This window comes from Labrenzia sp. VG12 (genome assembly GCF_002237595.1).
Classification (GTDB): Bacteria; Pseudomonadota; Alphaproteobacteria; order Rhizobiales; family Stappiaceae; genus Roseibium.
The window spans coordinates 4,116,332-4,142,188 of sequence record NZ_CP022529.1 but is presented as its reverse complement, the minus strand read 5'-3'; the positions used below and the strand labels follow the sequence as shown (position 1 = coordinate 4,142,188).

Sequence of the window (25,857 nt, the reverse complement as noted above, 5' to 3'; positions counted from 1 at the left end):
GCAGGTCCTGTGGGCTGCAAATCTTCATTGAGCGGCAGTCCCCGGGATGAAAACCGGAGGTGCCATTGAGCCCGACTGACAGCAACCGAGACCCCATTCGGCCACCGTCTCCAGAACCTTACGGCTGGCGAGCCTTCATCAAGGCGCGTCTCGACCGGCTCGTGCGGCAAAGCCGCTGGGCGCTGTTCGTGGAGCGGCTCTGGCGTGCCACCCTGCCGGTCCTTGTGGTTATCGGCCTGTTTGTCGGTCTGTCCTGGCTCGGTCTCTGGCTTGTGCTGCCGGCCTGGGCCGGCCCGCTTGGCCTTGTCCTGTTTGCCGGATTTGCGGTTTATGCGGCGCGTGACCTTCTGCACATCAGATGGCCATCACGCGGTGACGCCCTTGGCCGGGTGGAGCAGTCGTCCGGGTATGCGCACCGTCCTCTGACGGCGCTGGAAGACGACCTGTCCATCGGCACAAACAATACGGAAAGCCAGGCCATCTGGGCCCTGCACCAGCGCCGGACTGCAGAAGCCGTCGCCGCCATTCGCTCCAGGGCGCCGGATCCACAGGCTTTCCGCCGTGATCCGTTTGCCCTTCGGGTTCTCGCGGCCTGCCTGATCGTGATCGGTTTTTCTGTGTCGGGCGGCGACCGTGTTGGCCGGCTCACCTCCGCGTTTCAGAACCCGTTCAAGACCGTTGAACCGCCAACCCGGCTCGATGCCTGGGTCACACCGCCACTCTACACCAGCGAACCGCCCGTCTATCTGACCGGCGAAAGTGCGCAATTGCGGGAGCCGGGTGCACCGGTCTCCGTACCTGAAGGGTCCATTCTGGTGGTCAGAAGCCAGGGGGCACCCAATCTGGCGATGACCTTTGCCGGCGCCGATGACGCCGAACCCAGCCTGATCGAACCGCAGGCATTGCCGGAGGCAACGGATCCCGAGCTTGCCAAGCTGTTGCCGGTCGAACGGCGTCTTGAGCTGGAAACAACCGGTGTTGTTGAACTTCTGAACGGTGAAGACCAGCTGCTCAGCTTTGTTTTTGCCGTGCGCCCGGACGATGCGCCGGACATCCGGTTGACGGACGATCCGGAAGAACAGCTCAGCGGGGCCTTGAAGTTCTCCTATCTCGTCAAGGACGACTACGGGGTCGTGGCCGCAGAGGCGCGGATCACGCCGCTGCCCAATCCGGACCACGGCGACCGTGTGCCCCGCCCTCTGGTGGAGGCGCCGCAATTCCCCCTGTCGCTGCCACCGCGTGCGGGAACGGCCAAGACTGCAGAGACGATCCGCGACCTGACCTCGCATCCCTGGGCGGGCTCTGAAGTCGATCTCACGCTGACTGCCCGCGATCAGGCCGGTCAGGAAGGTCTGTCGCCCGCATACCGGATCACGCTGCCTCAGCGCCGCTTTGGCAAGCCGCTGGCGCGGGCCGTCGTCGAACAGCGCCGCAACCTGGCGCTTGATGCCCAGAACCATGCCCAGGTGATCACGGCGCTGGATGCCCTGATGCTGGCGCCACAGACGTTCAACTTCAAACCGCGCAACTATCTGGGCATGCGGTTTGCCTATGGTGAGCTGATCCGGGCCGAAAGCGATGAAGACCTGAAAGCCATGCTGCCGCTTCTCTGGGATCTGGCGCTTTCCATCGAGGATGGTGATCTGTCGGCAGCGGAGCGGAAGCTGAGGGAAGCGCAGGAAGCCCTGCGCAAGGCGCTGGAAGAAGGCGCAAGCGATGAGGAAATCGCCAAGCTGACCCAGCAGCTGCGCGAGGCCTTGAACGAATATATGCAGGCCCTTGCAGAACAGATGCGGCAGAACCCGCAGGCCATGCAGCCCTTTGACGGCAATCAGCAGACGCTCAACCAGCAGGACCTGAGCGAGATGCTGGACCGGATCGAGGAACTGGCGCGGACCGGTTCCCGCGATGCCGCACGCGAATTGCTGGCCCAGATGCAGCAGATGCTGGAGAACCTGCAGGCCGGACGACCGCAGATGATGCCAAACGGCATGTCCAGCGAGATGATGGAAATGCTCAACCAGCTGGGCGAGATGATCCAGCGCCAGCAGCAGCTGATGGATGACACGCACAGTTTCAACCAGGATCAGCAGCAACAGCGGCGTGGCCAGCAGCAACAGCAGCAGGGCCAGGGGCAGCAACAGCAAATGACCCAGGAGCAGCTGGAACAGATGCTTGAGCAGCTGCAGCAGGGCCAGGGCAACCTGGCGCAACAGCTGCAGGAACTGATGGAGCAGCTGAACCAGAACGGCATGGGCCAGAACCAGGCGCTTGGCGAGGCCGGTGAATCGATGGGCGAGGCCCAGCAGTCACTGGGCGAAGGTCAGGGCCAGCAGGCGCTCGGCCAACAGGGCGATGCGCTGGATGCGCTGCGGCGGGGAGCCCAGGGCCTCACAGAGCAGATGATGGGCCAGGGCGAAGGCATGGGATCACCGCAGGGACCCTCTCCGATGGATGAAGACCCGCTTGGCCGCCCACGGCGCACGGAGGGCCCGGACTTCAACAATCGGGTGCAGATCCCGGACGAGATCGACGTTCAGCGGGCACGGCGCATTCTGGAAGAGCTGCGCCGGCGGTTCTCCGACCCGTCCCGGCCGCAACTGGAGCTCGACTATCTGGAGCGGTTGCTCAAGCGGTATTGAACCCGTTTCAGCAAGCCCGGCAGGTTCAAGACCCCGCTTTTGCGGGGTCTTTCCGTTTATGGGGTGAGGCTGGTCGCCTGTCCTTCGAGACCGGTTTTCAGCGTTTTTCAGGTGACTGGCGTGTTTAGGACAACGCTGGCCCAACGTCCTCATCCAGAAGAAGCACGGAGGCCGTTGCAAAAAGACGGGGGCGTGTTCAATCCGGCTCAGCGCTCAGGATGCGCAAAGAGCACAAATGAAAAACCCCGCCGGAGCGGGGTTGGAACGGATTTGCAGGCAAAGCCGGCGCTGTCATGCGTAGCGGCGTGTCTCCTGGACCGTTTCGCCGGAGATCGCCTGGCGGACCACCTTGCGGATGTCGGCCAGGGAAAACGGCTTGGTGATGACATCATGTACCAGCGAATCGAGACCGTTGGCGCGTTCGCGCTGGTCGGCGAAGCCGGTCATCATCAGGATGGGCATTTGCGGAAAATCGCGCGCTGTGTGAAGAGCAAGCGCAATGCCATCCATGACGGGCATCTTGATATCCGTCAGCAGGAGGTCATAGCCGCCCTTGTCCCTGTTCAGGATCTCGACGGCTTCACCGCCGTCTTCCGCCGCTTCGACGGTGTGCCCGTCCAGCTCCAGGGCGCGCTTTACAAAGCTGCGGACAGCCTCATCATCTTCGGTAAGAAGAATGCGAGCCATGCTCACTCTCCTGTTTTGCCGTCTGCCGCTCCCTCCTCGGGCACGACAACGTATCCAATATAGGGCAGCTGCCTCCAGGCGTGGCCCATATCCATACCATATCCGACGACAAACTTATCAGGACAGGCGAAACCGACATAATCGGCAGATATGGCAGCTTTGCGGCGCTCGGGTTTATCCAGCAAGGCGGCAACCTTGACGGACCGGGCGCCCCGGTTTTTCAGCCGCTCCTTGGCAAAGGACAAGGTGCGGCCGGATTCCAGGATATCATCCACCAAAATAATATCGCGGTCGTTAACGTCACTTTCAACATCGCGCAAAATCCGGATGGTGTCCGAACCTTCGGTGCCAGCGCCGTAGGAGGACAGGTGCATGAACTCCATTTCGGGCTGCAGCCCTGCACGGTGCATGGCGCGTACGAGATCCGCTGCAAAGATGAAGCTGCCCTTCAGGACAGCGACCACCAGAAGGTTCTGGGGCCGGCCTTCGGCAATTTCCTCTGCAAGCGCGCCGACGCGCTGCGAGATGGCGTCTTCATCAAAGAGGGTGTGAATGTGTGCGGTCATGGTCACTCGAGAACTATCTGCCGTTTGCCGCGTTCAACAAAACGGACCTGGATATCGGAAGCATTGGCTGGTGGGTCGGCTAATATCGTCCTGAAGCGGGTCTCGTCCAGTGCATTCAGGGATTTTGTGCGCGGTTCCACGGTCCAGGCATAGACTTCCTGATGGTCTGCACTGCGGATCGACAGGCGAACGGCAGGCACAACGTTCCGTTCTTCCAGCAGATTGCGGATCGACCCCTCGACGACCAGCACCCTCTTGCCGTCTTCCACTTCCGTGAACGTCCGGAGATTGCGGAACTCAAGCCCGCGCAGATTGACGTCAAACCCGATCATCTGAAACAGGCTGGCAAGATCGGGGGACTGCTTGACCACATTGTCCCGCATCCCGACGAAAAACACGCAGACGGTAAGCGCGGCGCCAAAAAGGGCAATGCCGCCGAGGCGGCGGTAATTGCGCCGGAAAAGCCATCTCAGCACAGCACCGATATGGTCTCTTCGAAACTTGTCAGGGTTGACGATGATTTTCGGTCGCTTGGCGCTGGATTCAATGTCGACCGGTCCGTCTTCGTCGTCAGGCGTCTCGTCCTTCAGATCAGCGGCGTACTTGTCTTCATCCTGGCTGGCGCGGGAGGTCGCCGGTTCCGGCTGGAAATCGGCAGGATCCTCGTCGTCCTCCGATGCGTCGCCGGGCTCCGCAGCAGTGTCTTCCTCGGCATCGGCTGCCCAGTCCGCTTCGTCCTTGCCGGGATCATCCGTGCCGGTATCCGCGGCCTTGTCGTCGCTCTCGGCTTCAAAACCGACGTCGCCCTTTTCGTCATCCTCCGGGGAAACGAACCAGCGGTTGCCGCATTTGGCGCATTTCACGCTGCGGCCTTCCGCGCCGACGGCCTCTGCCTTGATTTCGTAGGACGTACCGCAGTCCGGACATTTGATCTTCATGCGCGAAGACCTTTCGTCATGGCATGCTCAAAGTGGCCTGACAGGTCCCCTGGGAGCGAAATTCGGCACGAAACTCTGGACAAGAACCAGCATTTTTCATGTCGGACTTTCGGCCCACCTGGGTCAGGACCTATTAATATCACTCTAATGGACCTTTATATGATTAATGCACCGTTAACGGCGAGGCTATAGAGCGAGACGCGAACCGGTCCATCAACAGGAGTATTTTTGTGATCCGCTTCGAGAATGTCGGATTGAGATATGGCATGGGGCCGGAAATCCTGCGCGACCTCAGTTTCGAGATCGAGCCGCAGTCCTTTCAGTTCCTGACCGGTCCGTCGGGCGCCGGGAAAACCAGCCTGATCCGGCTGCTGTTCATGTCTCTGCAGCCGACGCGCGGATTGATCAAGGTGTTCAATCGTGACCTCAGCGTGATCGGCAAACAGGAGCTGCCCAAGCTCCGTCGCAAGATCGGCGTGGTGTTTCAGGATTTTCGGCTGCTGGATCATCTGACAACCTATGAAAATGTCGCGCTGCCGCTGAGGGTGGTCGGCAAGGATGAATCCGAATATCGCTCCGACGTGATCGACCTTCTGAAATGGGTCGGGCTCGGCGACCGGATGCATGTCCTGCCGCCGGTTCTCTCCGGTGGTGAGAAGCAACGGGCGGCAATTGCGCGCGCGCTGATCACCCGGCCGGAGGTGCTCCTGGCTGACGAGCCGACCGGCAATGTCGACCCGCCTCTCGCTCGTCGCCTGTTGCGCCTGTTCATTGAATTGAACAAACTCGGCACCTCCGTTGTCATCGCGACCCACGACATCGCGCTGCTGGAACAGGTGGACGCCCGCCGCATGGTGCTCGCGGACGGTCGCCTCTCAATTTTCGATTAGGCGGCAGCATGTCCCAGTCAGACGACACCGAAAAAGACACCAGCGGTTCTGTCGAGGTCAAACCGCCGAGACGGGCTGCGCGTCCCAAACGTTCCAAACGACCTGCTCGCAAATCTGCTGCCAAAGCCAAGCCGGACGCGCAGGGCGACGAGGCGAAGCTGCGGCCGGCTGCGGCAATCGTGCCACCGCAATCTGTTGCCGGACGTGCGCTGACGCTTGTGGTCGCCATCATGAGTTTTCTCGCCTGTCTTACGGTCGGCGCCGTTTCCATTGTCTGGGATGCCGCGGATGCCTGGCAAAACGATCTGGTGCGCGAGATCACCATCCAGATCAGGCCGACGGAAGGCGTCGACATGTTGCGCGAGATCGACAAGGCTGTCGCTCTGGCACAGGAATTTCCAGGGATCTCCGCAGTCAGGGCCCTGTCGGACGCCGAAACCAAATCTCTGCTGGAGCCCTGGCTGGGAGACGGCCTGCAACTGGACGGCTTGCCGGTGCCGCGCCTCATCCAGATCACGGTCAGCGACCCGGAACTGCTGAACCTCCAGCAACTCCGGTCCCAGGTCTCGCAAACAGTGACCGGTGCAAGTGTCGACGATCATTCGGTCTGGACCTCGCGCCTGTCCGCCATGGCCGGGGCCGTGGTGGCGGGCGGCTTTGCCATCATGGTCCTGGTTATGGGCTCCATGGTGCTCAGCGTCGTGTTTGCGACCCAGTCCGCCATGGCGGGCAACAAGGATGTTGTATCGGTGCTGCATTTTGTCGGGGCGGAAGACGGGTTCATTGCCCGGGAGTTTCAGCGGCACTTTCTGATGCTCGGGCTGAAAGGCGGATTTTCGGGTGGGATTGCCGCGATCCTGACCTTTGTCACCCTCGACATGCTGACACGGCAAAGTGCAGGCCAGGCCGGGTCCGATCAGCTGTCGGCGCTGTTTGGCGGCATCTCGGTAAGCTTGCCCGGCTATCTGGGTGTTTTTGGCGTCATCTTCCTTGTTGCCATCCTGACGGCGCTGACATCAGGTCTTGCAGTGAAGGCGCATTTGGCGAAAGTGGATTGATTTTCTTGGCAATTGCCGTGAAATTGGCCGAATCACTTATCATAGTCGCGCCATGACACATGCTGACACAGTCATAGATCCCGCTCTGGAGGACGGTGTTCCGGCCTCTCCGGACAGGCTCGGGCATCCGCGCGCACCTGTGCGCAAGAAGCGGTTCGGTCTGCGCATGCTGTTGGTGGCAGTTGTCACGGCACTGATTGCTGGCGGACTTGGCCAGTTTGCACTGTTTGCCCACAAGGTCGCCAACGCCGAGGCCCCGACTACGGCGAATGCGGACGCCATTGTTGTGCTGACAGGCGGGCATGCCCGCGTAAGCGAAGCGGTGCGCCTTCTGGAAGAAGGCCGGGCAAGCCGTCTGTTGATCTCTGGCGTTCATCCGGGCACCACGCGTGAGCAGCTGGCGGCTGTAACCGCGTCAGACCTGCCGCTTGAAAAGGCAAGCGTCGATCTTGACCGGGTTGCGCTGAACACGGCTGGCAACGCCACCGAAACGGCTGCCTGGGTGCGCAAGAACGGCTTTGGTTCGCTGCTCGTGGTGACCAGCGCCTATCATCTTCCCAGGGCCCAGGCGGAACTCTCCGGGGCGCTGCCGAATGTCAACCTGATTGCCTATCCGGTCTTTTCCAAAGACCTCAAGCTGGGCACCTGGTATCAGGAACCCGACACGATGCGGCTTCTCATGCGGGAATATGTGAAGTATATCCTCGCCCGACTTCGCATCGCCGTGCAGGGCGTGGGCTGACACCCGTCAGACCGCGGCCATGCGGTGACACGTTCCCATCGGTTTTCATGGTGCCATGCTTCTTCTGCGCTCTACCCTGTTTCAGGTCCTGTTCTATTTCGTCACCCTGATACTGATGATCCTGTTTTCGCCCGTCATGCTCCTGCCACGGCGCTGGGGCTGGTGGGTGGTGCCGACCTGGTCACGGATCCTGCAGCTGCTGATGCGGGTCTTTGCCGGGATCAAGGTGGAAGTCCGGGGCCGGGAAAACCTGCCGGAGGGCGGGTTCATCGCCGCGATGAAACACCAGTCGGCCTGGGAAACGGTGTCGCTGATCCCGCTCTTCTCCAGCCCGACCTTCATCCTGAAACGCGAATTGCGCTGGATTCCGATCTTTGGCTGGTACACCGCAAAGTTCCGCCAGATCCCGATCAACCGCGGCAAACGGTCCGAAGCGCTGGCTGCCATGATGCAGGCCGCCAAACAGGCAATTGCTGAAAAACGCCAGATCCTGATCTTTCCGGAAGGCACCCGGCGCCCTGCCGGAGCGGAGCCGCAATACAAGTACGGCATCGCGCATCTTTACCGGGACCTGAAATGTCCGGTCGTGCCGATCGCGCATAATGCGGGGCTTTACTGGCCGCGGTCGTCCTGGAAGGTCTATCCCGGCACGGTCATTGTCGAGATTCTGCCGCCGATCGAGCCCGGTCTGCCCTCTGATGTTTTCTACAAGCGAATGGTGACGGACATTGAAACGGCAAGCGACCGGTTGATCGAGGAAGCGCGCCAGGAAAAGCGGCCTTCTCCGGTTCTCGCCCAGGTCGACGCATTGAAACAGGCAAAGGCCGGATAATCCGGACCGGCAATCTATCTGACCTTCAGAATCCAAGTAAACTACAAGTAACGCAAATAACAACTGCCCGTGATCGGATTATTTTTAAGTAAACTCACGATCACAGGCGAGTTATGTCTCTTTTTTCATGAAATCCAGCTCCCATATCCGGTGTGTCACAGCAAGAGACCCGATAAAGCTAACCAGAATTAAAGCGCTTTATTTGGAATAACCTAACACACGGAGCTTAATCATGCGTACTACCAAGAAAATCATCACCACTTTGCTGGCCGCCGGCGTCGTTTCCACCGCTGCTATCGGTTCCGCTTTCGCTGATTTCCCGCGCCAGTCTTATGGTGATCTGAGCGGCAACGAGCCGGTGTCGATCGAACAGATGCGGATTGCCAACCAGAAAGCGCTCAATTCTGCCGGTGGATCCTCTGTCCGGGTCAACAACGCCTCCGCCACTGCAGATTTCCCGCGCCAGGCCTATGGCGACCTGAATGGCAACAACCGCATTCCGGTGCGCGAAATCAGCAAAAGCAAAAGCAGCAGCAATGTTCTGATCCTGCCGTTCCTCGGCGACTGGAACGGTACTGCCAAGGCCGGCTTCCCGCATCAGTAACAACCTGCGCGCCAGCAATGGCACAAGAAGGGGCCGTGCGACCTGCACGGCTCTTCTTCTTTTGTTGGTTCTTCTGCAAGCTGCTCAGCTCTCGGGGATACCCCTGAGCCGGGCCGACAGCCAGGCCAGTCCGTTGTCCTGGATACCCATCTCTTCAAGGTGGGCAGCCGTGTTGATGACATATTCCGGGTTCTCGCCCGACTTTCCGACGGCGCCCCGCACGATTTCCAGCTGACGGTCGAGAGGAAGAGCGCCTGCATATTGCGCATGGCCGTGATCGACCATGTAGACCAGCGCCTCGACCTTCTTGCCATCGTCGAGCTCGATGTTGTGGTGGTGTTCCTTGTAGACCATGGTGGTCTGTTCCCGGGCACGCAGATAGTCCAGCGTCTGTGGCCAGATATTTTCCGCGACCTGATAGGCCATGCCCCGGCAAGCGCCGCCATTGTCGAGCCCGAAGACAAGGCCGGGTCGTTCCTGCGTGCCGCGATGGACCCAGGAATAGACACAAAGCGAGCGGTGGGCGCCTCTGAGCAGAGCCCGCTCCGCACGTCGAAATTCAAATCCGGGGTTCCACATCAAAGAGCCGTAGCCAAAGACCCAAAAATCGCTCATATCGTCCTGTCTAACGTTCGTGCAGATGCGGAGATACCAAGCCGTATCGGTCAATTCAATGCCGCCAGGATCCGAAAACCTTGCTTGAAGGCGGCGTCGTCACTGCGAAACAAAGAGAGAGCCCGTATCGTGTCCAAAACCGAGACCAAGCCGCCCAAACCGTCCCGCCGCGGCTATATCCTGCTGATCACGGCGATCGTGGTGGTCGTTGCGGGCTGGTCGGCTGCCTGGGCTTATGGCCGTTCGATACTGGGCGACCAGATCGACCAGCAGCTCCAGCGCATGGCAACGCAGGGGCTGGATCTTTCATGCGGCAATCTCGAAATCGCCGGCTATCCGTTTCGCTATGAGGTCGCCTGCCGCGACATGCAATCCGAGGACAGGTTTGGCGCCACCGGGGCTCTGGGAGGGCTCAACGCCGTTGCCCTGATCTACAATCCCCGCCACGTGATCTTCGAAGCCACGTCTCCGGCGGCGATGTCGGTGCCCGTGGCCGGCCTGTCCGGGGATGTCACCTGGACGACAGCACGGGCCAGCATGAAGTTTTCAGGTGACGCCCTCGGCGCGCTTGACGCCGTTGTCGATCAGCCCGCGGCCGTGTTCGGTTCGACCCTCTCGGAAGGGGCGTTTGCGGCCGACAAGGCCGAAGTCCATTTGCGGCAGGTTCCGGATGTCGCCGGCATGCTGGAGGGATTTGTGACGGTGGACCGGCTGGCGCTGAAATCCCTGCCCGCATTGCCGCAGTCGCTGATGCTGCGCGGCCACGCCCGGATAGAGGGTGGCATGGCGCTGATGGTAGGCGCCGATCTGGCGTCGTTGGTGCAGGCAAAGGGAGGCGAGCTGCCGATCCGTCTGATGCTGGCCGAAGCGGGGTTTGAAGCGAGCCGCGCCGCCGCCAGCGGCGATCTGGTTCTTGCCGGTGACGGCACCCTGTCGGGCGTGCTTGAGGTTACCATCGGCAATGCAGCTGACCTGCTGCAAAGCCTGAAGCCCGTGTTTCCACCGGAAGATCAGGCTTTTTCGCTGCTTGAAGGGGTGGTCAAGAGCCTGGACACGGCTGCCACCGAAGTGGATGGCGTGCGGACCATCAAGGTCCCGGTAACAATCAACCAGGGTCTGGTGCAGGTTGGGCTCCTGCCCGTCGGCCGGATCCCGCCGCTGTTTCAGGCGGGATCCTGACACGCGGCGCAGTGGTGCCGTCTCAATCGCCGGCAATCCGGTCGATGGGGATGACGTAGCTTTTGCGGTGGTCCGGTTCGGCGATCTTTTCATAAAGCGCGACTGCCGGCGTGTTCTTGCCCGGCACGATCCAGCGCAGGTGCAACCAGCCTCGGCTCTGACCTTCGCTTGCCAGAGTTTCGATCATCTTGCGGCCAATGCCCTTGTTGCGATGGTCCGGGTGCACGTAAATGTCGTCCAGCTGGCCGATTCGAAGGCCGGTGATCAGTTCCGGCAGGTCAAAATAGACCGCAAATCCGATCAGTTCTTCGCCGACAAACGCCCCGATGACTTCGGCAGTTTTGTCTGCGAGGATGCGCTCGGCGTAAAAGTCGTCCGGCCGGCGCGGTGCGCCCCGCTTGAGGGCCTGGGCGTTTTCGGCAATGAGCGGCGCAAGCTTATGGGCATCATCCAGCCCGAGAGCCCTGATTTGCGGTGTCGTCATGAATTCCCCGGAATAAAACTCGAGTAAAGCGAGCCACACAATGTCCCGAAACCGTGCCCGGTTTCAAGGACCTCGATCAATTATCGTCTGCGGCGCTTTTTCCGTCGCAAGGGTCCGGACACGCCCTTTCGCTTTCGGCCGTTCCATGTCATGAGCGATGACGACTTCACATCGGAACAGTGACATGGCGGAAACGGGCAGACTGAAGGCAACGGTAATCGGATTGAGTGCGGTTCTGATGTGGGCAACGCTCGGCCTGTTCGGAGCCGGATCGGGCAATGTTCCGCCGTTTCAGTTGAACACGCTCTGTTTTGGCTTTTCCGGAACGGTCGCACTGATCTGGCTGATTGCCTCCGGAAAAACGAAGCTGCTGCGTCAACCCCTGGGGGTCTGGGCCTTCGGGACCATCGGCCTGTTCGGCTTCCACTTTTTCTATTTCACGGCCATCCGCAACGCGCCGCCGGTCGAGGCGAACCTGATCAACTACACCTGGCCGCTGCTGATCGTGCTGTTTTCAGCCCTGCTGCCCGGCGAGACCCTGAGGCTGCACCACATAGCCGGTACGGTTCTGGGGCTTGCCGGGGCGGTTCTATTGATCACGGGCGGCGAAGGCATCGCGTTTTCCGGCGAGTCGATGCTCGGCTATGCCGCGGCGGTCACGTCCTCCCTGTTCTGGTCCAGCTATTCCGTTTTGTCGCGCAGGCTCGGCGCGGTGCCTACCGAAGCGGTGGCCGGTTTCTGCCTGATGACGGCGCTGTTGTCCGGCCTGTGCCATCTGGCACTGGAGGAAACGGTCTGGCCTGCCGCGCCGCTGGAATGGGCCTCGGTCCTGGCCCTGGCGGCCTTTCCGGTCGGACTTGCCTTTTTCACCTGGGACATCGGTGTCAAACGCGGTGATATCCAGGTGCTCGGGGCTGCTGCGTATTCCGCGCCGCTCCTGTCCACGCTGCTCCTGATCGCCTTCGGCTTCGGGGCCTTAACCTGGTCTGTCGGCATTGCCTGCGTCGCCATCACGGTTGGCGCGGTGATTGCCGCGAAGGACATGATCTTCAAGTCCCGGCAAAAGTCGTCCGAAGCCCCCCAAACGAAAAAAGTGTGACGTAACCGCTCTCAGTTTTCATTGATCTTGTGCCAAATTTTAGGTGTCAGGTTAAGCAATGGAGCAACCGATGCCGGATTGGGTACAGATAACAGGAGAAGATGTGGTGATGATCACATTTGCCTGCTGCTATGTACTTGCCGGGATCGGCATGTATTTAGGCTTCCTGAGAAATAGATCTTCATTAAACAGAACGCGTTCCGATATCCTGTATTTCTTAACACGAAGACTTCAGGCGGGGTCAAAGCCGGCGCCAAGTGCCCGGTGGTTCTTCAAAAGTGCCTGATGTTGTTGGCAGGACTTGCTGACTGAATTTTCAGCCGAACTTTTGTTCACGCGTTCCCCTTTCGGGCAATTTCCCTCACTCATGTGATCCTCTAGGTTAACCGGAATTTCGTTTTCTCAAGCCTTCAGGATCCGCCATGTCGTCGCTGCTCAGACCCCGCCGTTCCGCCCTTTACATGCCCGGTTCCAATCAAAGGGCGCTGGAAAAGGCGAAAACGCTGGATGTGGATTGCCTGCTGCTTGACCTGGAAGACGCCGTTGCCCCGGACGCCAAGGAACTGGCGCGCAACCAGATTGTCGATGCGGTGACCGCAGGAGGATATGGCGACCGCGAAGTGGTGATCCGGATCAACGGACTGGAAACACCGTGGGGTGAAACGGATCTGGAAGCAGCGGTCAAGGCGGATCCCGATGCGATCCTGGTGCCTAAGGTGAATACACCTGCCGACCTGCAATTGATCGCGCACAAGCTTTCGGTTCTGGGTGCTTCGGACAGTCTGCGGCTCTGGGCGATGATGGAAACGCCCGAGGCCATGCTCAATGCCGGTGCAATCGGCGCCTGCGGCAGGGATCCCGCCGTTCGCCTGTCCTGTTTTGTCATGGGAACCAACGATCTTGCCAAGGAAACCCGTGCACGGCTGACACCGGGGCGGGCGGCGATGATGCCCTGGCTGATGACCTGCGTTGCCGCCGCGCGTCTTGGCGGCATCGACATCCTGGACGGCGTTTACAATGCCTTTCAGGACGAAGACGGTTTTGCCGCCGAATGTGCTCAAGGCGCAGACATGGGCATGGACGGCAAGACGCTGATCCACCCGAAACAGATCGGTCCGTGTCACGCGGCCTTCAGCCCATCCGAAGAGGAAGTCGCCTGGGCCAGGCTGATCAACGCCGAGTTCGACAAACCGGAAAACGCTTCCAAGGGTGCAATCCAGGTGGATGGCAAGATGGTGGAACGGCTCCATGCGGACATGGGCAAGCGGGTGATTGCGATCGCTGACGCCATTTCGACCCAAGGCTGAGTGCGCCCAGATTCTCAGTGCTTCGCAGGCCCGTTTGCAGGATCGCAATCGCGGCCTGCAACTCTGTCTATCGATCACGCCATCCAAAGCCGATACGCCTGATTTTCCTTATGAAAGTCAGGCAAGTAACGGTAGATGTGCACCAGATACAAGATCATAGGCCATCGGCTTTGCCCCTATGTTCAACGCGTCGTTATCGCGATGCTGGAGTGCGGCATTCCGTTCGACAGAGTGGATATCGAGTTGCACGACAAGCCAGGCTGGCTGGAAGACGTTTCACCGCTGGGACGGGTTCCTGTGCTTCAGGCTGCTGAAGACACCTGGCTTTTTGAATCCGGTTCGATTGCCGCATTCGTGGACCGGCAGTCCGGCGGCCGGTTGATGCCGGAAGACCCGCTGGCTTATGCGCAGCAGGATGCCTGGATGCGGTTTGCAGATGACATGCTTTCTCGCGTCGCCAGGATGATCTATCTGGACCCGGATGCCCGTTCCTGTGCCGAGTCAGTTCAGGTTCTCGTTCGGCATATGTACGAACTGGAACGCAGGCTGTGGCCGAAACCCTATTTTTCCGGTTCCAGATTCGGTTTGCTCGACGCGGTTCTGGCAAGTCTTTTCCGCTCGTTCCCGGTTCTGGATCGGGTGTCCGAGGTCAAGCTGACGGCAAACCTCTCTGACAGGCAGAGAGGCTGGTGGCATCGCGTCAAGGACCGCCGGTCCGTCAGGGAAGCCGTTCCGGCGGAATTTGATGCGGCTTATGCCGCCTTCATTGCGGCCAAGGACAGTCACGCCGGCAGGATACTGAAACGGCAGGGTCACTGACCGGACCTGTTCAGATCCGGTCAGTCTTTTCTCAGGCAGCCGAAGACGCAAGAGCTTGGGGAACACTGTTGCGCACCTGGCCAACGAGCGTTGCCCAGTCCATGCTGAGCGCTTCATAGACACCCCAGGCCTCGGGCCGTGCATTGTCGCCCAGAATTTCGACCATCAGGCTGGCTCCGTCGGCAATGACAACGCCGCTTTGCACGAGCCTTGCAAGGCCGGTCTCGCGCTTGGTCTGGTTGAATGTGCCGCAGGCGTCGACAGCGACATAGGCTTCATATCCTTCTCTGAGCGCGCGCATGGCCGGAAAAGCCGCGCAGACTTCCAGGGAGACACCGGCGAAGATGAGTTTCTTGCGGCCGGTTGCCTTGATCTTGTCGGCAACACGGGCATCGTCCCACGCATTGACGGTCGTCCGGTCGATAAACTCCTCGCCGGCGAGCGCTTCGGTGAGTTCCGGGAAGGCAGGACCCCAGAGCGAGTCGGCGGAGGTGGTCGTGGCGACGATGGGCAGACCCAGCACTTTGGCAGCCTTGGCCAGGCCGACGATGTTGTGCTTCAGGTCCGCAATCGAGTAGTCGCGAATGCCCGTCATCAGACCGACCTGGTGATCGACCAGTACCAGGGCGGCGTTGTCTTGCGTCAGGGGGGCGGGGTTGATGTGTGAGGTCATTCCTTTGGTCCTTTCATCTGCCGGTCGAACGAGATCGCCAGTCGCTACGGTTCTCGCGCGGCCGATGGTTTGTCGGCTGTTTTCAACCTAAGGACGGAACAGTCTGGAAAGAAGACAACGATGTTGGTAAAGATTGTTCCATTAATGGGACAATAGTCTGGAGATGCGGGTCAAATGGATCTGAACAGTGCCCGGTACTTCGTCCAGGTTGCCGAAAAAGGCGGGTTTTCGGCCGCCTCCAGAGCGCTCGGCATTCCCAAGTCGAAACTCAGCCGCCATGTGCAGCAGCTCGAACGGAGCCTTGGTGTCAAGTTGCTGCTGCGCAGCACCCGGCGTCTGGTCCTGACGGATATCGGCCGGGACTACTTTCACGATGCGAAACAGGCGCTGCAGCACCTGGATGCCGCCGAAGCGTCGGTGCGACACAAGTCGAGCCAGGTTGCCGGTACGGTCAGTTTCAGCTGCTCGGTCGGAATGGCCCAGTTCGGACTGAGGCCGCTGCTCTCGCGCTTTCTGACCGATCATCCCCAGGTCGCCTTGAGGCAGCAGGTGTCCAACCAGCTGGTCGACGTGCTGGGCGCGGGCGTCGATTTTGCAATCCGCGGGCACATGGAGACCTTGCCGGATTCAAGTCTGGTTCAGCGACGTCTGGCCACCGTCGCCTGGCATCTGTTCTGCTCTCCGGGTTTCCTGGAAAAGAATGGTCATCCGGACCGGCCAGAAGACCTTGAGGGTCTCGCCGGTCTGACCATGGGCTGGCAGGCCTCGGGCGGCAAATGGACTTTGCGCGACGGCCAGGGTGCCGCGGCAACGGTCCACTATGGCGAGCGCCTGCGCAGCGAGGACATGGTGTCGCTGAAACAGGCGGCCTCGGACGGGCTGGGGATCGTTGCTCTTCCGGCCTATGTGTGCCGGGAGGAGGTAAGAACAGCCTATCTGGTGCGGGTCCTGCCCGACTGGACAGCCGGAACCCCGCAAATCAGCCTCCTGATGCCCTCCCGGACGGGCGTTCTCCCCCCCGTGCAGCGACTGATCGCCTTTCTGGGCAGGGAACTGCCACCACTTCTGGAGGGCTGAACACGGGTGTTGATGCAGAACGTGTCCGATAAGTCTGGACGGTCCCGGGCTGGACCGGCTACATGCAGGGCCGGGCTGGCGGCGGAAGGCCGTTGGCAACGATCTGACGGAACAGGGACAGACATGAAACTCTATCGCTTCATCACCGGTGTCGACGACAGCGAATTCTGCCACCGGGTGACCCAGGCCCTTAACAAGGGCTGGCAACTGGCCGGTTCCCCCTCCCTCACCTATGACGCCACGCGCGGCGCCACCATTTGCGGCCAAGCTGTCACCAAGGAGGTCGAGGGCGAAGACTACTCCCGGGACATCAAGCTCGGCGATTACTGAGGCAGGCGCCACCGGGGACCTTGACACGGCCTGCGAGGTTGCAACGCCCAACCTGGCAGGTCTTGGTGCTGAGCCAGGCCGTGCCGGCAGCAGTGTCAGTGCGCGAACCGTTCATTGTTCGCGTAAAGGAAGTTGGAAATTTTATTGCGTCGCCAACGTGTACAGCGTCCATCCCGGAAGCAAAGCGCCTTATGAAGTTTGTAAATCCTAGTTCAATCCAATTCGACCGCTTCACTTCTTAATCATACCTAAATACTAAAAGTGACGCAGCGAGACTATATCATTTCAAACATTAATGATCTCAAAAAAGCACTCATTTTTTGAGCTGTGTTTTTATGGAATTTCTTGAAATTTATCTTGTGAATACCCAAGCTTTCGGTAAATAGCATAGATAAATATTGCCGAAGCAAGCGGAAAATTTGTTCGACTGGATGGATGTTTGAAAATGCCGCGGAAACCAATCCGGCCCATCCGTTCGACCCGAAACCGCGTCAGAGGGGAAAAATGGCTCATTTCGTGTTTCTTCGCCAACTGGGTGCAGCTACAGCGCTGGTTGCAGCCATGTCATCTGCGCAGGCCTTTGATGCCGTCGACAGCCCGCCCCTGGCGGGTCTGTCCGACACTGCCATTCGGGACTGTCGTCCCGGGAACGAATTGACCGTACCCCTGATCACCTGGGGTGCCGACATCGTGACGATCCATGCGAACAACAATTCGGCCAGTGCAAGCCGCAGCGGCGCCTTTGGCGATGCCGGCCTGAGCGTCGATCTGGTCCGGCAGGACGACTTTACGGGGCAATTGCGTGGCTACATGGCCTGTGAAAGCCCATTCCTGCGCGCAACGGTCGGTATGGCCAACCTGGCCGTGGAACTCACGAACGCCGACCCCCGCACGCGGATGATTGCGATTTACCAGCATTCCTGGTCTGCGGGCGGCGATGCTCTTGTGGTCGGTTCGGGGATTGAAAAACCGGCGGACCTGAAGGGAAAGCGCGTCGCAGTTCAGCGGTACGGTCCGCATATCGACTACCTGCTGACCATCCTGACGGACGCCGGATTGACCCCTGATGACATCGACATCGTCTGGACAGAGGACCTGACGGGCCTGTCGGCATCGTCGCCGGATACGGCACTTCTGGAAGGTGCCGCTGACGCGGCCATGGTGATCATTCCTGATGCGCTTGCGCTGACCAGCGGCGGTTCCGTCGGTACGGGATCCGAAGGCAGTCTCAAGGGAGCCAAAATCCTGCTTTCGACCAAGACGGCCAACCGGGTGATCGCCGATGCCTATTTTGTTCGTGCGGATTTTCTGGAAGCCGCTCCCGACACGGTGAATGCCTTTGTGGAAGCGCTTATTGCAAGTGAGGCTGAGGTTCGCGAAATCGCCCGCCAGCAGGACAAGCGGTCAACGGATCTGTTTACGGCGGCAGCGGGTATTCTCCTGGACGACGCGAGCGCCGTTGCCGATGCGCAGGCTCTCTGGGCGGATGCAGAAACCGTCGGCGAGAATGGAAACATCCAGTTTTTCCGCGATCCCGCCTATCAGCGCCGCTTCTCGCGCCTGAACGAAAGCATCCAGCCGAAATACATTGCGCTGGGCATGCTTGGCAAAGTCCAGGAAATTGCCGGACCGCCGCAAACCCTGAGTGCAATCGGGGACGCGGCCTCCCAGGCTGCACAGGCACGGTTCGATGAAACCGCCGTGGCCAAGACGGTCACCAAGTTGCAAGCTCAAGGCGGGCTGGATGACGGAACGCTGTTCCAGTTCGAGCTGAACTTCAAACCCAATCAGTCGGACTTCCCAATCGCGCTCTACCGCGAGCCATTCTTGAAGGCGATCGATCTGTCCGCCACCTATGGCGGTGCCCTGATCACGATCGAAGGGCATGCGGATCCTCTTGGCTACCTGAAGAAGCAGAAGGACGGTGCAGATGAACTGGTGCTGTCACGAATTGCCCAGAGTGCGAAGAACCTTTCCTACAATCGCGCAGGCAAGGTGCGTTCCGGCCTGATCGAGCTGGCCGAAACGGAAGGCTTCTACATGGATCCGTCGCAGTTCGCGCTGGTCGGTCACGGGTTTTCAGAACCCAAGACGGGGCTGTGCGAGAACACCCTGCCCTGTGCGCCCAAGACCAAGGAAGAGTGGCTGAGCAACATGCGTGTTGTGCTGCGCATTGTCCAGGTCGAAGCGGAAAGCGATGTTTTCATCGCTCTCGACTAACGGAACGGGAGATAGGAAAATGCTGACTTTGACGCCACGCGCAACCCGCGCGACGTTGGTGACCGCACTTGCGCTCCTGGTCTGGGGATGTAACGACAACAACCAAGCCGCGCAGGGTTCTGGATCGACCGCGCAGGAACAGGAAAACCAGTTGCAGGTCGGCGGCATGACGCTGCGCGACTACGAGAACCGGTTCCCGACCGATCAACCGAAACTTGCGACCCTGATGACGTGGGGCACTCGAGACGGTGAAACGCAACAAGAGGTGTCCACGGACCTGTTGCGCAAGAACTATTATATCGTCTTTGACGGTTCCGGCTCGATGGGCGAGACCGACTGCACAGAACGCACTTCCAAGATGACCGTTGCAAAAACGGCGTTGACGGAATTCGTCAATCTGATCCCGCCGAACGACAACGTCGGCGTTCTGGTGTTCGACAATCACGGTGTTCGGGAATTGGTGCCGCTGGGCGCCGGAAACCGGGAGACGATCGCGGCCGAGATCACGGGCATACAGCCTGGTGGCCGGACGCCGCTCGGACATGCCCTGTTCCAGGCCTCCTATTCCCTCGAGCAGCAGGCCGCACGCCAGCTCGGGTATGGGGAATACAACATCGTGGTTGTCACCGACGGCGCAGCCACGGATGAGAACGAGTTGTCGCGGATCGTGGAGCTGGTCGTCGACAAGACGCCGGTCACCATTCACACGATCGGGTTCTGCATTGGCGAGGGACACATCCTGAACCAGGACGGGCGCATTCTCTACAAGTCCGCCATGAATGCCGCACAGCTGAATGCCGGTCTGGAGAGCGTGCTCGCCGAGACGGAGAGTTTCGATGTCGGTTCCTTCAACTAAGGCGCAACGGCGCGTCGGCCTGAGGTCCTTCCTCGGGATCGTTGTTTTCCTGGCCTTTGCCGGGGTGGTGGCGGTCGACGCCTGGCAGCGTACGGATGCCGTTGACGACGTGATCGTCATCGGCTTCGCACGCGGCATCCAGCCGGGGCCCGGTTTCGCGACCAAGGCGGCGGAGATTGCGCGCCGGCTGCAACTGGATGAGGGCCTGATCGTGGAGTTGGAAGGCCATACGGGCACGATCGGCGATACCGCGGCCAACCAGACACTCGCGCTTGAACGGGCTCAGGCCGTGAAGGCCGAGCTGATCGGTCTGGGTATCGCCGGTGGCCGGGTTGCGGTTTCGGCGGCTGGTGGAACCGAGCCGCTCGAAAAGAGAGATGGCGAAGCCGAACGGGCCTATCAACGGCGGCTCGCCCGCGTCGAGGCCATGTTCAAGGCAGAACGGGGAGGTTAGAAAATGCGTGCAAGCGAAAGCCTCAACTGGCGCCACTGGAACCCGGGCCTGGACAACGACCACTTGACCCTCGAAGAGGTTCTTAGAAGCCTGCCGGCCGCGCCGCCGGATGCCATACCCCGGATTATCCGCCTGATCGAGAACCCGAGCTCCCCCGTCGCACTTCCCGGTGCGATCACGCTGGCACGGCATGACGCGGTCCATGTCCTGTTGGGCCGCGGTTTGACGACACAGGACGAAGCCTTCGTGATCGGGTTCACCATGGGCGCAACGCAAAGACTCCGGACCTGGCAGGAAAAGGTCTTCGAATTCGCCTCCGTTCGGCTGTATCCGCACCCTTATGCCTTCTCCCACGAAGACCTCGTGTCGTGGCGGCTCGGCGTTGCCGAAGGGCGCCAGCAAGGCAAGATCGCGCTGGAAGACTTTCCCTTCGAGCGTGCCGGTCACATGAAACTTGGCGACCTGCGTAAGCTGACCGGTGTCGATACGGTGCGGCTGCGGGCGGTCAACCGGCACATCCAGATGCTGCGCCCGGATGGGCCGGCCACCGGTCGCCTGGACACTGATGTCGGCGGTGTCGACGCGGCCGCGCTGACCAGGCCGGAGGGACGCGACAGTGACTGGAAGAAGATCAAATGAGCGGTCTTTCCCAGAGGCTGGCCTGGCGAGGACCGGTTGCAGGTCTTGCTGGCGGAGCCGTTGTCTTCCTCGCCTATTATGGCGCGGGTTATCCGGTTCCAAAGGCGGTGCTCTTCGGCCTGGGAGCATTTGCCGGTGCGCATCTGGCGTTTGGTGCCGATTTCATAACCGTGCCGGTGTTTCGGCCGCCCGCCGGCTGGGATCTTGAGGATTTTCAGAAACTGATTGCCGATGCGCGCGGCAAGATTGCCCGGATCGAAACGGCCAATCTTCAGATCCCGTCCGAAGGCCCGACCCGGCTCATGACGGAACTCACGCGAAAGGCTGCAGAGATTGTGGATCTCGTGGAAGCCGACCCGGCCAAGGTCCGAGAAGGGCAGAAGTTCCTGTCCGTCTATCTGAAGGGAATCGCGCGGATTTCCGAAAACTATGCCCGGACCCATTCGGCCGCTGAATGCGAAGAACTGGACGGAAAGTTTCTGGACCTTCTCGAGAAGGCCTTGGAAACCTCGACAGAAATGAAACAGATCCTCATTGCCTCCGACCGGCTCGATCTTGATGTCGACATTTCCGTTCTTACCAAACGACTGAATTTTGAAGGACTTTGATCATGGCTGCAACCGACCTCGCCCAAAGGCAGGACCTCAAGACCGAACTGACCGTTTATGGCGCTCTGGCACCCACGGAGAAATCACAGATCGACGAAAAGATCGCGCTGATTGATCGGGAGGACACCCAGAGCATCATGATGTTCGGTTCAACGGCCCAGTCCGGCATGCAGCAGGTCTCCCGGAAGATGCTGGAAGGCGTCAAGAACAAGGACACCGGGCCGGCCGGTGAAGTTCTCAACGAGATGGTTCTGGAGATCCGCGGTTTCGATGTTTCGGAACTGACACGGGAACAGGGCTGGCTGTCCAGGCTGTTTTCCAAGATGACGCCGGTTGCCCGGGCGATCCAGAAATACGAGACCGTGCGGTCCCAGGTGGCGACCATGACCAACAGGCTGGAGGACCACAAGGGAAAACTGTTGCGGGATTCGGAGCTGCTCGACCGGCTCTACAAGGAGGCGGTGAATTGCTACAACGATCTCGGAGCCTTCATCATCGCGGGCGAGGAAGCCCTTCGGCGTTGGAATGACGTGGAGTTGCCAAAGCTCAGGGAAGCTGCGGAGCGGGGCGATGATCTTGCGGCGGAACAGTTTCGCAAGTTCGGCGCTGCCCGTGACATGCTGGAACGCCGGGTGCACGATCTCAAACTGACAAGGCAGGTCACCCTGCAGTCGTTGCCGTCCATCGGAATGATCCAGGACAATGATCAGGGCCTGATCCTGAAGATCGAAAGCACGATCCGAAACACCATTCCGGCCTGGGAAATTCAGCTCGGTCAGGCCGTGACCATTGCGCGGGCTCGGGACGCGGGCAAGACGGTTCGCCAGGCAAATGACCTGACCAACGATCTGCTCAAGGCAAATGCCGAGAATCTGCGTCAGGGCAATGCCGAAATCCGCACCGAGCTGGAGCGGGGCGTCTACGATATTGAAGCGATCAAATCGGCGCACCAGAACCTGATCGGTACCATCGAGGATTCCATCCGGATTGCACAGGAAGGCCGCACGGCGCGCCAGGCCGCGGAAAAGGACCTGGAAAGCTGCGAGAAGGAACTCACCCGCAAGCTGATCGAGGCCAGCCAGACGGTTTAAGCTGCTCTGGCCGGGCGCTCGACCTGTGAGCGCCCGGCCATTTTCGCCCAGTGCCAATCACTCTGGTGAGGCTCTCCGACGGCCTAGGCCGCGTTTTCCACGATCACCGCAATGCCCTGGCCGCCGCCGATGCACATGGTGGCGGCGCCGAGGCTGCCGCCGCTGCGCCGCAATTCGTAGACCAGTTTGGTCATGATGATCGCGCCGGTGGCACCGATCGGGTGGCCAAGCGCGACGGCACCGCCATTCGGATTGACCTTCTCTGCGGGCAGGCCAAGCAGATCGTTGACGGCGCAGGCCTGGGCCGCAAAGGCCTCGTTGGATTCCACCGCATCGAGATCTACTGCGGAAATGCCGGCGCGTTTCATGGCGATCTGCATGGCCGGAACCGGGCCAATGCCCATCACCGCCGGGTCAACGCCTGCCACCCCATAGGAGCGGATGCGCGCCAGCGGCTTCACACCAAGCGCGTCGGCTTTTTCCCTGCTCATCAGGACAAGCGCCGCGGCACCGTCATTGAGGCCTGAGGCGTTGCCGGCAGTAACGCTGCCGTCCTTCTTGAAAACCGGGCGCAGCCTGGCCATGTCGCCGATCTCCGCCTCATGACGAACATGCTGGTCGGTGTCGAAGACCGTCTCCTTGCCTCTCCGGCCGACGCTGATCGGCACGATCTGATCCTTGAAATAGCCGGCCTTGATGGCGGCGCTGGCGCGGCGATGGCTTTCCAGAGCAAAGGCATCCTGGCGTTCGCGCGGGATGTCGTGTTTTTCGGCGATGTTCTCGGCCGTGATGCCCATGTGGCCGATGCCGAACGGGTCGTGGAGAGCGCCGGTCATCATGTCGACGATCTGGGTATCGCCCATTTTCTGGCCGAAACGGGCGCCCGGCAGCGAATAGCCGGCGCGGCTCATGTTTTCAGCGCCCCCTGCCAACGCGACGTCGCCGTCTCCCAGCGTGATCGCCTGGACCGCGGAGACGATGGCCTGCAGACCGCTGCCGCACAGACGGTTCATGGTCAGTGCCGGCGCGTGGTCCGGGACGCCGGCCTGGCGGGAGGCGACACGCGCCAGATACATGTCACGCGGTTCGGTGTGGATGACATTGCCAAAGAACGCCTGATCGATGGAACTTGCTTCGATCCCTGCGCGTTCGATGGCGGCTTTTGCGACCGTCGTGCCCAGGTCGCAGGGCGGGCTGTCCTTCAGCGCGCCGCCGAAACTTCCAACGGCTGTCCGCGCCGCACTTGCAATCACAATCTCAGTCATGGGTCCGATCCTGTTTCCGCCCTGGGGTCAACTCCGTCCTACATAGCCGGTTCCGTATGCGGAAGGCGAGTCGGCCAAATGGAGAGTTTCCGCCGGGGCTGAAAGCTGGGTCCAGCCGCCGGACGAGTGTCAGCACTTGAGAAGCACCGACCCAGCCCGGTTTCCCTCAGCAATCAGGTCATGAGCCTTGGCGCATTCGGTGAGATCCAGCGTTTCGGAAATCCTGAAGTCGAGTGCGCCCTTTTCCAGAAGCCCGGTCAGGCTGCCGATGGCGGTGCTGCGCACGGCTTCGGACAGCAGATAGACAAGCACCAGATCGAGGGTCACGGCCTTGAACATCAGCGGATAGAACGGCAGCACAGGTGTCATGTCCTTGGCCGAGCCATAGGCGGCAATGGTGCCGCGCTCGGCGATGACCCTGGTGTTGGTCTCGACATTCTTGCCGAATTCGACCTCGACGATCCGGTCGACCAGGGCGCCGCGCGTTGCCTCGAGGATCTGATCGGCGAGATTGTCAGAGGTATAGTCGAACACCTCAGCCGCGCCGGCTTCGCGCGCCGCAGCCAGCCCGCTTTCGCCGCGGGCCGTTGCCAGCACGGTGGCTCCGGAGGCGGCAGCCACCTGGATCGCAAGATTGCCCACGGTTCCGGCGCCGCCGCTGATCAGGACGGTCTTGCCGGCGACATCGCCACCGCCAAGCACCGCGTGAACCGCCGTCATGCCCGGGATGCCGAGAATGGCGCCGGTCTCAAAAGAGGTCTGATCCGGCAAGGTGACCGCCTGCACCGACGGCAGGGCGATGTAGTCCGCTGCCGTGCCGAAGGCACGCTGCCATTGCCCGTTCCAGATCCAGACCCGTTCGCCGATCCGGGCTTTCGAAATGCCCTCGCCAACGGCCTCGATGACGCCCGCGCCATCGCTGTGCGGAACGATTTTCGGAAATGGCGGCTTCGTCACCCCCGGACGGCCGCCGGCGCGGGCCCGTATGTCGGACGGGTTGACGCCCGAATTGTGCAGCCTGACCAGGACCTCACCAGGAGCAGGGTTCGGAGTAGGCAGGTCCTCCAGGACCAGAACCTCTGCAGCCGGGCCAAACCGGTCATAGGTGATCGCGCGCATCAGTTTCTCCCAGGAAAATCGTGCAAGTGACTACAGACATGGCGGCTGTTGCGTCTGGAAAACAGTCGGACGGATCCGAACAGGTTCATGTGCCGAATGCGGCTTCAAACAGCGTCTCGTAGACCTGCTTTACCGCAGCCGTTTCTTCCCAGCCCTGGCGATAGAGGTTGCTGAGACCGGGGGCGGCGTTGACCTCCAGCACCACGGCGGTGGTGTCCGGGCGCTGCTCGAACGGAACGATCAGGTCGATGCCGGCATAACGCAGGCCGAGCGTTCTGGTGGCCAGCCGGGCCAGGGCGTGGAGATCAGGTGCGAGACTTGCCGTGATGATCCTGGCCGAACCGCCCGAGGACAGGTTCGAGACCGGCAGCAAGGTCACGGTCTGGCCAGCCTCCGGCACACTCTCCAGCATCAGGGCCTGTTGCGAGAGTTCGAAGTCGATGCGGCCGTCGGACGGATCAATGCTTGGATGTGCATCGACCAGTTCCGCAAGGCTGCTGACGCCGTCGCCGGTGACCTCTGGCGCACGGCGTTCAAAGGCGCATAGCACCTCGCCGTCGAGCACCAGGACCCGAAGGTCCAGGCCTCGGATTTCCTCCTGGACAAGCATGGCCTCGTTGCGCTTGGCCTGAAGATGAAGGGCGTTTTGAAGGTTGTGATAGGTGTCGACCCGCATCACGTCGCGGCCTTCCTGACCTTCATTCGGCTTGACGAAGAGCGGAAATCCGGTTTCCTCGGCGAAGTCGAGCACCTCCTCAGGTGGCCGCTTGCCGCTCCGGATGCTGGCGGCCGGAACAAAGTGGCTGGCCGGAACGGCAATGCCCGCGTCCTTCAAAAACCGGCAGGTATAGGCCTTGTCATTGGCGATCTCGGCCGCGCCATAGGGGTTGAGATCAAACCGCGTGCCCTTGAAGAACCAGCGTTTGCCCGTGGGGCTTTCGACATGACCGGCATGGCCATGCGGGTCACCGGCCGTGACGCGATAGCCTTTGCCGGCGCAGAAGGCCTCAAGCAGCTGAAAAACGACGGAGCGTCCACCGGACGCGGTTTCCTCAGAAGTCAC

At 60.7% G+C, this 25,857-nt stretch carries 27 protein-coding genes; 18 read left to right on the top strand and 9 right to left on the bottom strand.

Annotated elements, in window-relative coordinates:
- The first annotated feature begins 65 nt into the window (after positions 1 to 65).
- Entirely contained in the window at positions 66 to 2,642 is a 2,577-nt protein-coding gene (locus CHH27_RS19205) for a TIGR02302 family protein (RefSeq protein WP_094073018.1), read from the top strand.
- A gap of 291 nt (positions 2,643 to 2,933) precedes the next feature.
- Here the strand turns inward: CHH27_RS19205 and CHH27_RS19200 are convergent, their stop codons facing one another.
- The 3 genes from CHH27_RS19200 to CHH27_RS19190 are packed head-to-tail and all read right to left on the bottom strand — an operon-like array spanning position 2,934 to position 4,833.
- Complete coding sequence (locus CHH27_RS19200; RefSeq protein WP_094073017.1) at positions 2,934 to 3,329, bottom strand: response regulator; 396 nt, start codon at positions 3,327 to 3,329, stop codon at positions 2,934 to 2,936.
- A 2-nt stretch (positions 3,330 to 3,331) separates the two neighbouring features.
- Positions 3,332 to 3,895, bottom strand: coding sequence for a hypoxanthine phosphoribosyltransferase (hpt, locus tag CHH27_RS19195; RefSeq protein ID WP_094073016.1), 564 nt, complete (start codon positions 3,893 to 3,895; stop codon positions 3,332 to 3,334).
- A gap of 2 nt (positions 3,896 to 3,897) precedes the next feature.
- A complete protein-coding gene (locus CHH27_RS19190; protein WP_094073015.1) occupies positions 3,898 to 4,833 on the bottom strand; it encodes a zinc-ribbon domain-containing protein in 936 nt (311 codons plus the stop codon).
- Positions 4,834 to 5,063: 230 nt separating this feature from the next.
- On the opposite strand from CHH27_RS19190, the gene ftsE reads away from it, so the two are divergent.
- The 5 genes from ftsE (at position 5,064) to CHH27_RS19165 (ending at position 8,959) form a co-directional block, all read left to right on the top strand.
- The gene (gene ftsE, locus CHH27_RS19185; protein ID WP_094073014.1) at positions 5,064 to 5,723 is read left to right on the top strand and encodes a cell division ATP-binding protein FtsE; all 660 of its coding nucleotides are present in this window, start codon (positions 5,064 to 5,066) and stop codon (positions 5,721 to 5,723) included.
- Between the two features lie 8 nt (positions 5,724 to 5,731).
- Positions 5,732 to 6,781, top strand: a complete 1,050-nt coding sequence (locus CHH27_RS19180) for an ABC transporter permease (protein WP_094073013.1) — start codon at positions 5,732 to 5,734, stop codon at positions 6,779 to 6,781.
- A gap of 52 nt (positions 6,782 to 6,833) precedes the next feature.
- The gene (locus CHH27_RS19175; protein ID WP_094073012.1) at positions 6,834 to 7,523 is read left to right on the top strand and encodes a YdcF family protein; all 690 of its coding nucleotides are present in this window, start codon (positions 6,834 to 6,836) and stop codon (positions 7,521 to 7,523) included.
- Positions 7,524 to 7,578: 55 nt separating this feature from the next.
- Positions 7,579 to 8,355, top strand: a complete 777-nt coding sequence (locus tag CHH27_RS19170; protein WP_094073011.1) for a 1-acyl-sn-glycerol-3-phosphate acyltransferase — start codon at positions 7,579 to 7,581, stop codon at positions 8,353 to 8,355.
- Positions 8,356 to 8,587: 232 nt separating this feature from the next.
- The gene (locus CHH27_RS19165; protein ID WP_094073010.1) at positions 8,588 to 8,959 is read left to right on the top strand and encodes a hypothetical protein; all 372 of its coding nucleotides are present in this window, start codon (positions 8,588 to 8,590) and stop codon (positions 8,957 to 8,959) included.
- 84 nt (positions 8,960 to 9,043) lie between these two features.
- On the opposite strand, the gene CHH27_RS19160 is transcribed toward CHH27_RS19165, so the two are convergent.
- Entirely contained in the window at positions 9,044 to 9,574 is a 531-nt protein-coding gene (locus tag CHH27_RS19160; RefSeq protein WP_094073009.1) for a gamma-glutamylcyclotransferase, read from the bottom strand.
- A gap of 129 nt (positions 9,575 to 9,703) precedes the next feature.
- Here CHH27_RS19160 and CHH27_RS19155 point away from each other — a divergent pair, with 129 nt between their 5' ends.
- The gene (locus CHH27_RS19155) at positions 9,704 to 10,753 is read left to right on the top strand and encodes a DUF2125 domain-containing protein (protein WP_157738995.1); all 1,050 of its coding nucleotides are present in this window, start codon (positions 9,704 to 9,706) and stop codon (positions 10,751 to 10,753) included.
- A gap of 22 nt (positions 10,754 to 10,775) precedes the next feature.
- Here CHH27_RS19155 and CHH27_RS19150 read toward each other — a convergent pair whose 3' ends face one another.
- The gene (locus CHH27_RS19150; RefSeq protein ID WP_094073007.1) at positions 10,776 to 11,237 is read right to left on the bottom strand and encodes a GNAT family N-acetyltransferase; all 462 of its coding nucleotides are present in this window, start codon (positions 11,235 to 11,237) and stop codon (positions 10,776 to 10,778) included.
- Between the two features lie 184 nt (positions 11,238 to 11,421).
- Between CHH27_RS19150 and CHH27_RS19145 the strand changes: the two genes are divergently transcribed.
- The 3 genes from CHH27_RS19145 to CHH27_RS19135 all read left to right on the top strand — a co-directional run bounded on the left by CHH27_RS19145 (position 11,422) and on the right by CHH27_RS19135 (position 14,462).
- Positions 11,422 to 12,336, top strand: a complete 915-nt coding sequence (locus tag CHH27_RS19145; RefSeq protein ID WP_094073006.1) for a DMT family transporter — start codon at positions 11,422 to 11,424, stop codon at positions 12,334 to 12,336.
- A 422-nt stretch (positions 12,337 to 12,758) separates the two neighbouring features.
- On the top strand, positions 12,759 to 13,643 hold the full coding sequence (locus tag CHH27_RS19140; protein WP_094073005.1) for a CoA ester lyase: 885 nt from the start codon (positions 12,759 to 12,761) through the stop codon (positions 13,641 to 13,643).
- Positions 13,644 to 13,778: 135 nt separating this feature from the next.
- Positions 13,779 to 14,462 carry a glutathione S-transferase family protein gene (locus tag CHH27_RS19135; RefSeq protein WP_094073004.1) on the top strand — a complete coding sequence of 228 codons (684 nt, stop codon included), beginning with the start codon at positions 13,779 to 13,781 and terminating at the stop codon, positions 14,460 to 14,462.
- A 31-nt stretch (positions 14,463 to 14,493) separates the two neighbouring features.
- Here the strand turns inward: CHH27_RS19135 and CHH27_RS19130 are convergent, their stop codons facing one another.
- A complete protein-coding gene (locus CHH27_RS19130; protein ID WP_094073003.1) occupies positions 14,494 to 15,135 on the bottom strand; it encodes an isochorismatase family protein in 642 nt (213 codons plus the stop codon).
- Between the two features lie 174 nt (positions 15,136 to 15,309).
- Here CHH27_RS19130 and CHH27_RS19125 point away from each other — a divergent pair, with 174 nt between their 5' ends.
- The 8 genes from CHH27_RS19125 to CHH27_RS19090 all read left to right on the top strand — a co-directional run bounded on the left by CHH27_RS19125 (position 15,310) and on the right by CHH27_RS19090 (position 22,410).
- Complete coding sequence (locus CHH27_RS19125) at positions 15,310 to 16,212, top strand: LysR substrate-binding domain-containing protein (protein WP_094073002.1); 903 nt, start codon at positions 15,310 to 15,312, stop codon at positions 16,210 to 16,212.
- A 123-nt stretch (positions 16,213 to 16,335) separates the two neighbouring features.
- Entirely contained in the window at positions 16,336 to 16,542 is a 207-nt protein-coding gene (locus tag CHH27_RS19120) for a DUF1737 domain-containing protein (protein WP_094073001.1), read from the top strand.
- A gap of 561 nt (positions 16,543 to 17,103) precedes the next feature.
- On the top strand, positions 17,104 to 18,762 hold the full coding sequence (locus CHH27_RS19115; RefSeq protein ID WP_157738994.1) for an ABC transporter substrate-binding protein: 1,659 nt from the start codon (positions 17,104 to 17,106) through the stop codon (positions 18,760 to 18,762).
- 19 nt (positions 18,763 to 18,781) lie between these two features.
- The gene (locus tag CHH27_RS19110) at positions 18,782 to 19,618 is read left to right on the top strand and encodes a VWA domain-containing protein (protein ID WP_157738993.1); all 837 of its coding nucleotides are present in this window, start codon (positions 18,782 to 18,784) and stop codon (positions 19,616 to 19,618) included.
- Positions 19,599 to 20,072 (top strand): OmpA family protein, encoded by a 474-nt coding sequence (locus tag CHH27_RS19105; RefSeq protein ID WP_157738992.1) that lies wholly within the window; start codon positions 19,599 to 19,601, stop codon positions 20,070 to 20,072. Before CHH27_RS19110 ends, CHH27_RS19105 begins: the two co-directional genes overlap by 20 nt.
- A gap of 3 nt (positions 20,073 to 20,075) precedes the next feature.
- Positions 20,076 to 20,711, top strand: coding sequence for a hypothetical protein (locus tag CHH27_RS19100; protein WP_094072997.1), 636 nt, complete (start codon positions 20,076 to 20,078; stop codon positions 20,709 to 20,711).
- Positions 20,708 to 21,319, top strand: a complete 612-nt coding sequence (locus CHH27_RS19095; RefSeq protein ID WP_094072996.1) for a 5-bromo-4-chloroindolyl phosphate hydrolysis family protein — start codon at positions 20,708 to 20,710, stop codon at positions 21,317 to 21,319. The genes CHH27_RS19100 and CHH27_RS19095 overlap by 4 nt, the downstream gene beginning before the upstream one ends.
- A 2-nt stretch (positions 21,320 to 21,321) precedes the next feature.
- The gene (locus tag CHH27_RS19090) at positions 21,322 to 22,410 is read left to right on the top strand and encodes a toxic anion resistance protein (RefSeq protein WP_094072995.1); all 1,089 of its coding nucleotides are present in this window, start codon (positions 21,322 to 21,324) and stop codon (positions 22,408 to 22,410) included.
- An 83-nt stretch (positions 22,411 to 22,493) separates the two neighbouring features.
- Here the strand turns inward: CHH27_RS19090 and bktB are convergent, their stop codons facing one another.
- The 3 genes from bktB to CHH27_RS19075 form a co-directional block, all read right to left on the bottom strand.
- Positions 22,494 to 23,675: a beta-ketothiolase BktB gene (gene bktB / locus CHH27_RS19085; protein ID WP_094072994.1), complete on the bottom strand. Its 1,182-nt coding sequence runs from the start codon at positions 23,673 to 23,675 to the stop codon at positions 22,494 to 22,496.
- Positions 23,676 to 23,804: 129 nt separating this feature from the next.
- The gene (locus CHH27_RS19080) at positions 23,805 to 24,794 is read right to left on the bottom strand and encodes an NADPH:quinone reductase (protein WP_094072993.1); all 990 of its coding nucleotides are present in this window, start codon (positions 24,792 to 24,794) and stop codon (positions 23,805 to 23,807) included.
- Between the two features lie 85 nt (positions 24,795 to 24,879).
- A complete protein-coding gene (locus CHH27_RS19075; RefSeq protein WP_157738991.1) occupies positions 24,880 to 25,857 on the bottom strand; it encodes an ATP-dependent carboxylate-amine ligase in 978 nt (325 codons plus the stop codon).

Coding starts and splice junctions, on each gene's coding strand:
- CHH27_RS19145 (WP_094073006.1), top strand. CDS start 11,422: ATGGCGGAAACGGGCAGACTGAAGGCAACGGTAATCGGATTGAGTGCG.
- CHH27_RS19080 (WP_094072993.1), bottom strand. CDS start 24,794: ATGCGCGCGATCACCTATGACCGGTTTGGCCCGGCTGCAGAGGTTCTG.
- CHH27_RS19125 (WP_094073002.1), top strand. CDS start 15,310: ATGGATCTGAACAGTGCCCGGTACTTCGTCCAGGTTGCCGAAAAAGGC.
- CHH27_RS19165 (WP_094073010.1), top strand. CDS start 8,588: ATGCGTACTACCAAGAAAATCATCACCACTTTGCTGGCCGCCGGCGTC.
- CHH27_RS19090 (WP_094072995.1), top strand. CDS start 21,322: ATGGCTGCAACCGACCTCGCCCAAAGGCAGGACCTCAAGACCGAACTG.
- CHH27_RS19180 (WP_094073013.1), top strand. CDS start 5,732: ATGTCCCAGTCAGACGACACCGAAAAAGACACCAGCGGTTCTGTCGAG.
- CHH27_RS19190 (WP_094073015.1), bottom strand. CDS start 4,833: ATGAAGATCAAATGTCCGGACTGCGGTACGTCCTACGAAATCAAGGCA.
- CHH27_RS19175 (WP_094073012.1), top strand. CDS start 6,834: ATGACACATGCTGACACAGTCATAGATCCCGCTCTGGAGGACGGTGTT.
- CHH27_RS19130 (WP_094073003.1), bottom strand. CDS start 15,135: ATGACCTCACACATCAACCCCGCCCCCCTGACGCAAGACAACGCCGCC.
- CHH27_RS19115 (WP_157738994.1), top strand. CDS start 17,104: ATGTCATCTGCGCAGGCCTTTGATGCCGTCGACAGCCCGCCCCTGGCG.
- CHH27_RS19120 (WP_094073001.1), top strand. CDS start 16,336: ATGAAACTCTATCGCTTCATCACCGGTGTCGACGACAGCGAATTCTGC.
- CHH27_RS19095 (WP_094072996.1), top strand. CDS start 20,708: ATGAGCGGTCTTTCCCAGAGGCTGGCCTGGCGAGGACCGGTTGCAGGT.
- CHH27_RS19170 (WP_094073011.1), top strand. CDS start 7,579: ATGCTTCTTCTGCGCTCTACCCTGTTTCAGGTCCTGTTCTATTTCGTC.
- CHH27_RS19110 (WP_157738993.1), top strand. CDS start 18,782: ATGCTGACTTTGACGCCACGCGCAACCCGCGCGACGTTGGTGACCGCA.
- CHH27_RS19100 (WP_094072997.1), top strand. CDS start 20,076: ATGCGTGCAAGCGAAAGCCTCAACTGGCGCCACTGGAACCCGGGCCTG.
- hpt (WP_094073016.1), bottom strand. CDS start 3,895: ATGACCGCACACATTCACACCCTCTTTGATGAAGACGCCATCTCGCAG.
- CHH27_RS19160 (WP_094073009.1), bottom strand. CDS start 9,574: ATGAGCGATTTTTGGGTCTTTGGCTACGGCTCTTTGATGTGGAACCCC.
- CHH27_RS19140 (WP_094073005.1), top strand. CDS start 12,759: ATGTCGTCGCTGCTCAGACCCCGCCGTTCCGCCCTTTACATGCCCGGT.
- CHH27_RS19135 (WP_094073004.1), top strand. CDS start 13,779: ATGTGCACCAGATACAAGATCATAGGCCATCGGCTTTGCCCCTATGTT.
- CHH27_RS19150 (WP_094073007.1), bottom strand. CDS start 11,237: ATGACGACACCGCAAATCAGGGCTCTCGGGCTGGATGATGCCCATAAG.
- CHH27_RS19105 (WP_157738992.1), top strand. CDS start 19,599: ATGTCGGTTCCTTCAACTAAGGCGCAACGGCGCGTCGGCCTGAGGTCC.
- CHH27_RS19200 (WP_094073017.1), bottom strand. CDS start 3,329: ATGGCTCGCATTCTTCTTACCGAAGATGATGAGGCTGTCCGCAGCTTT.
- bktB (WP_094072994.1), bottom strand. CDS start 23,675: ATGACTGAGATTGTGATTGCAAGTGCGGCGCGGACAGCCGTTGGAAGT.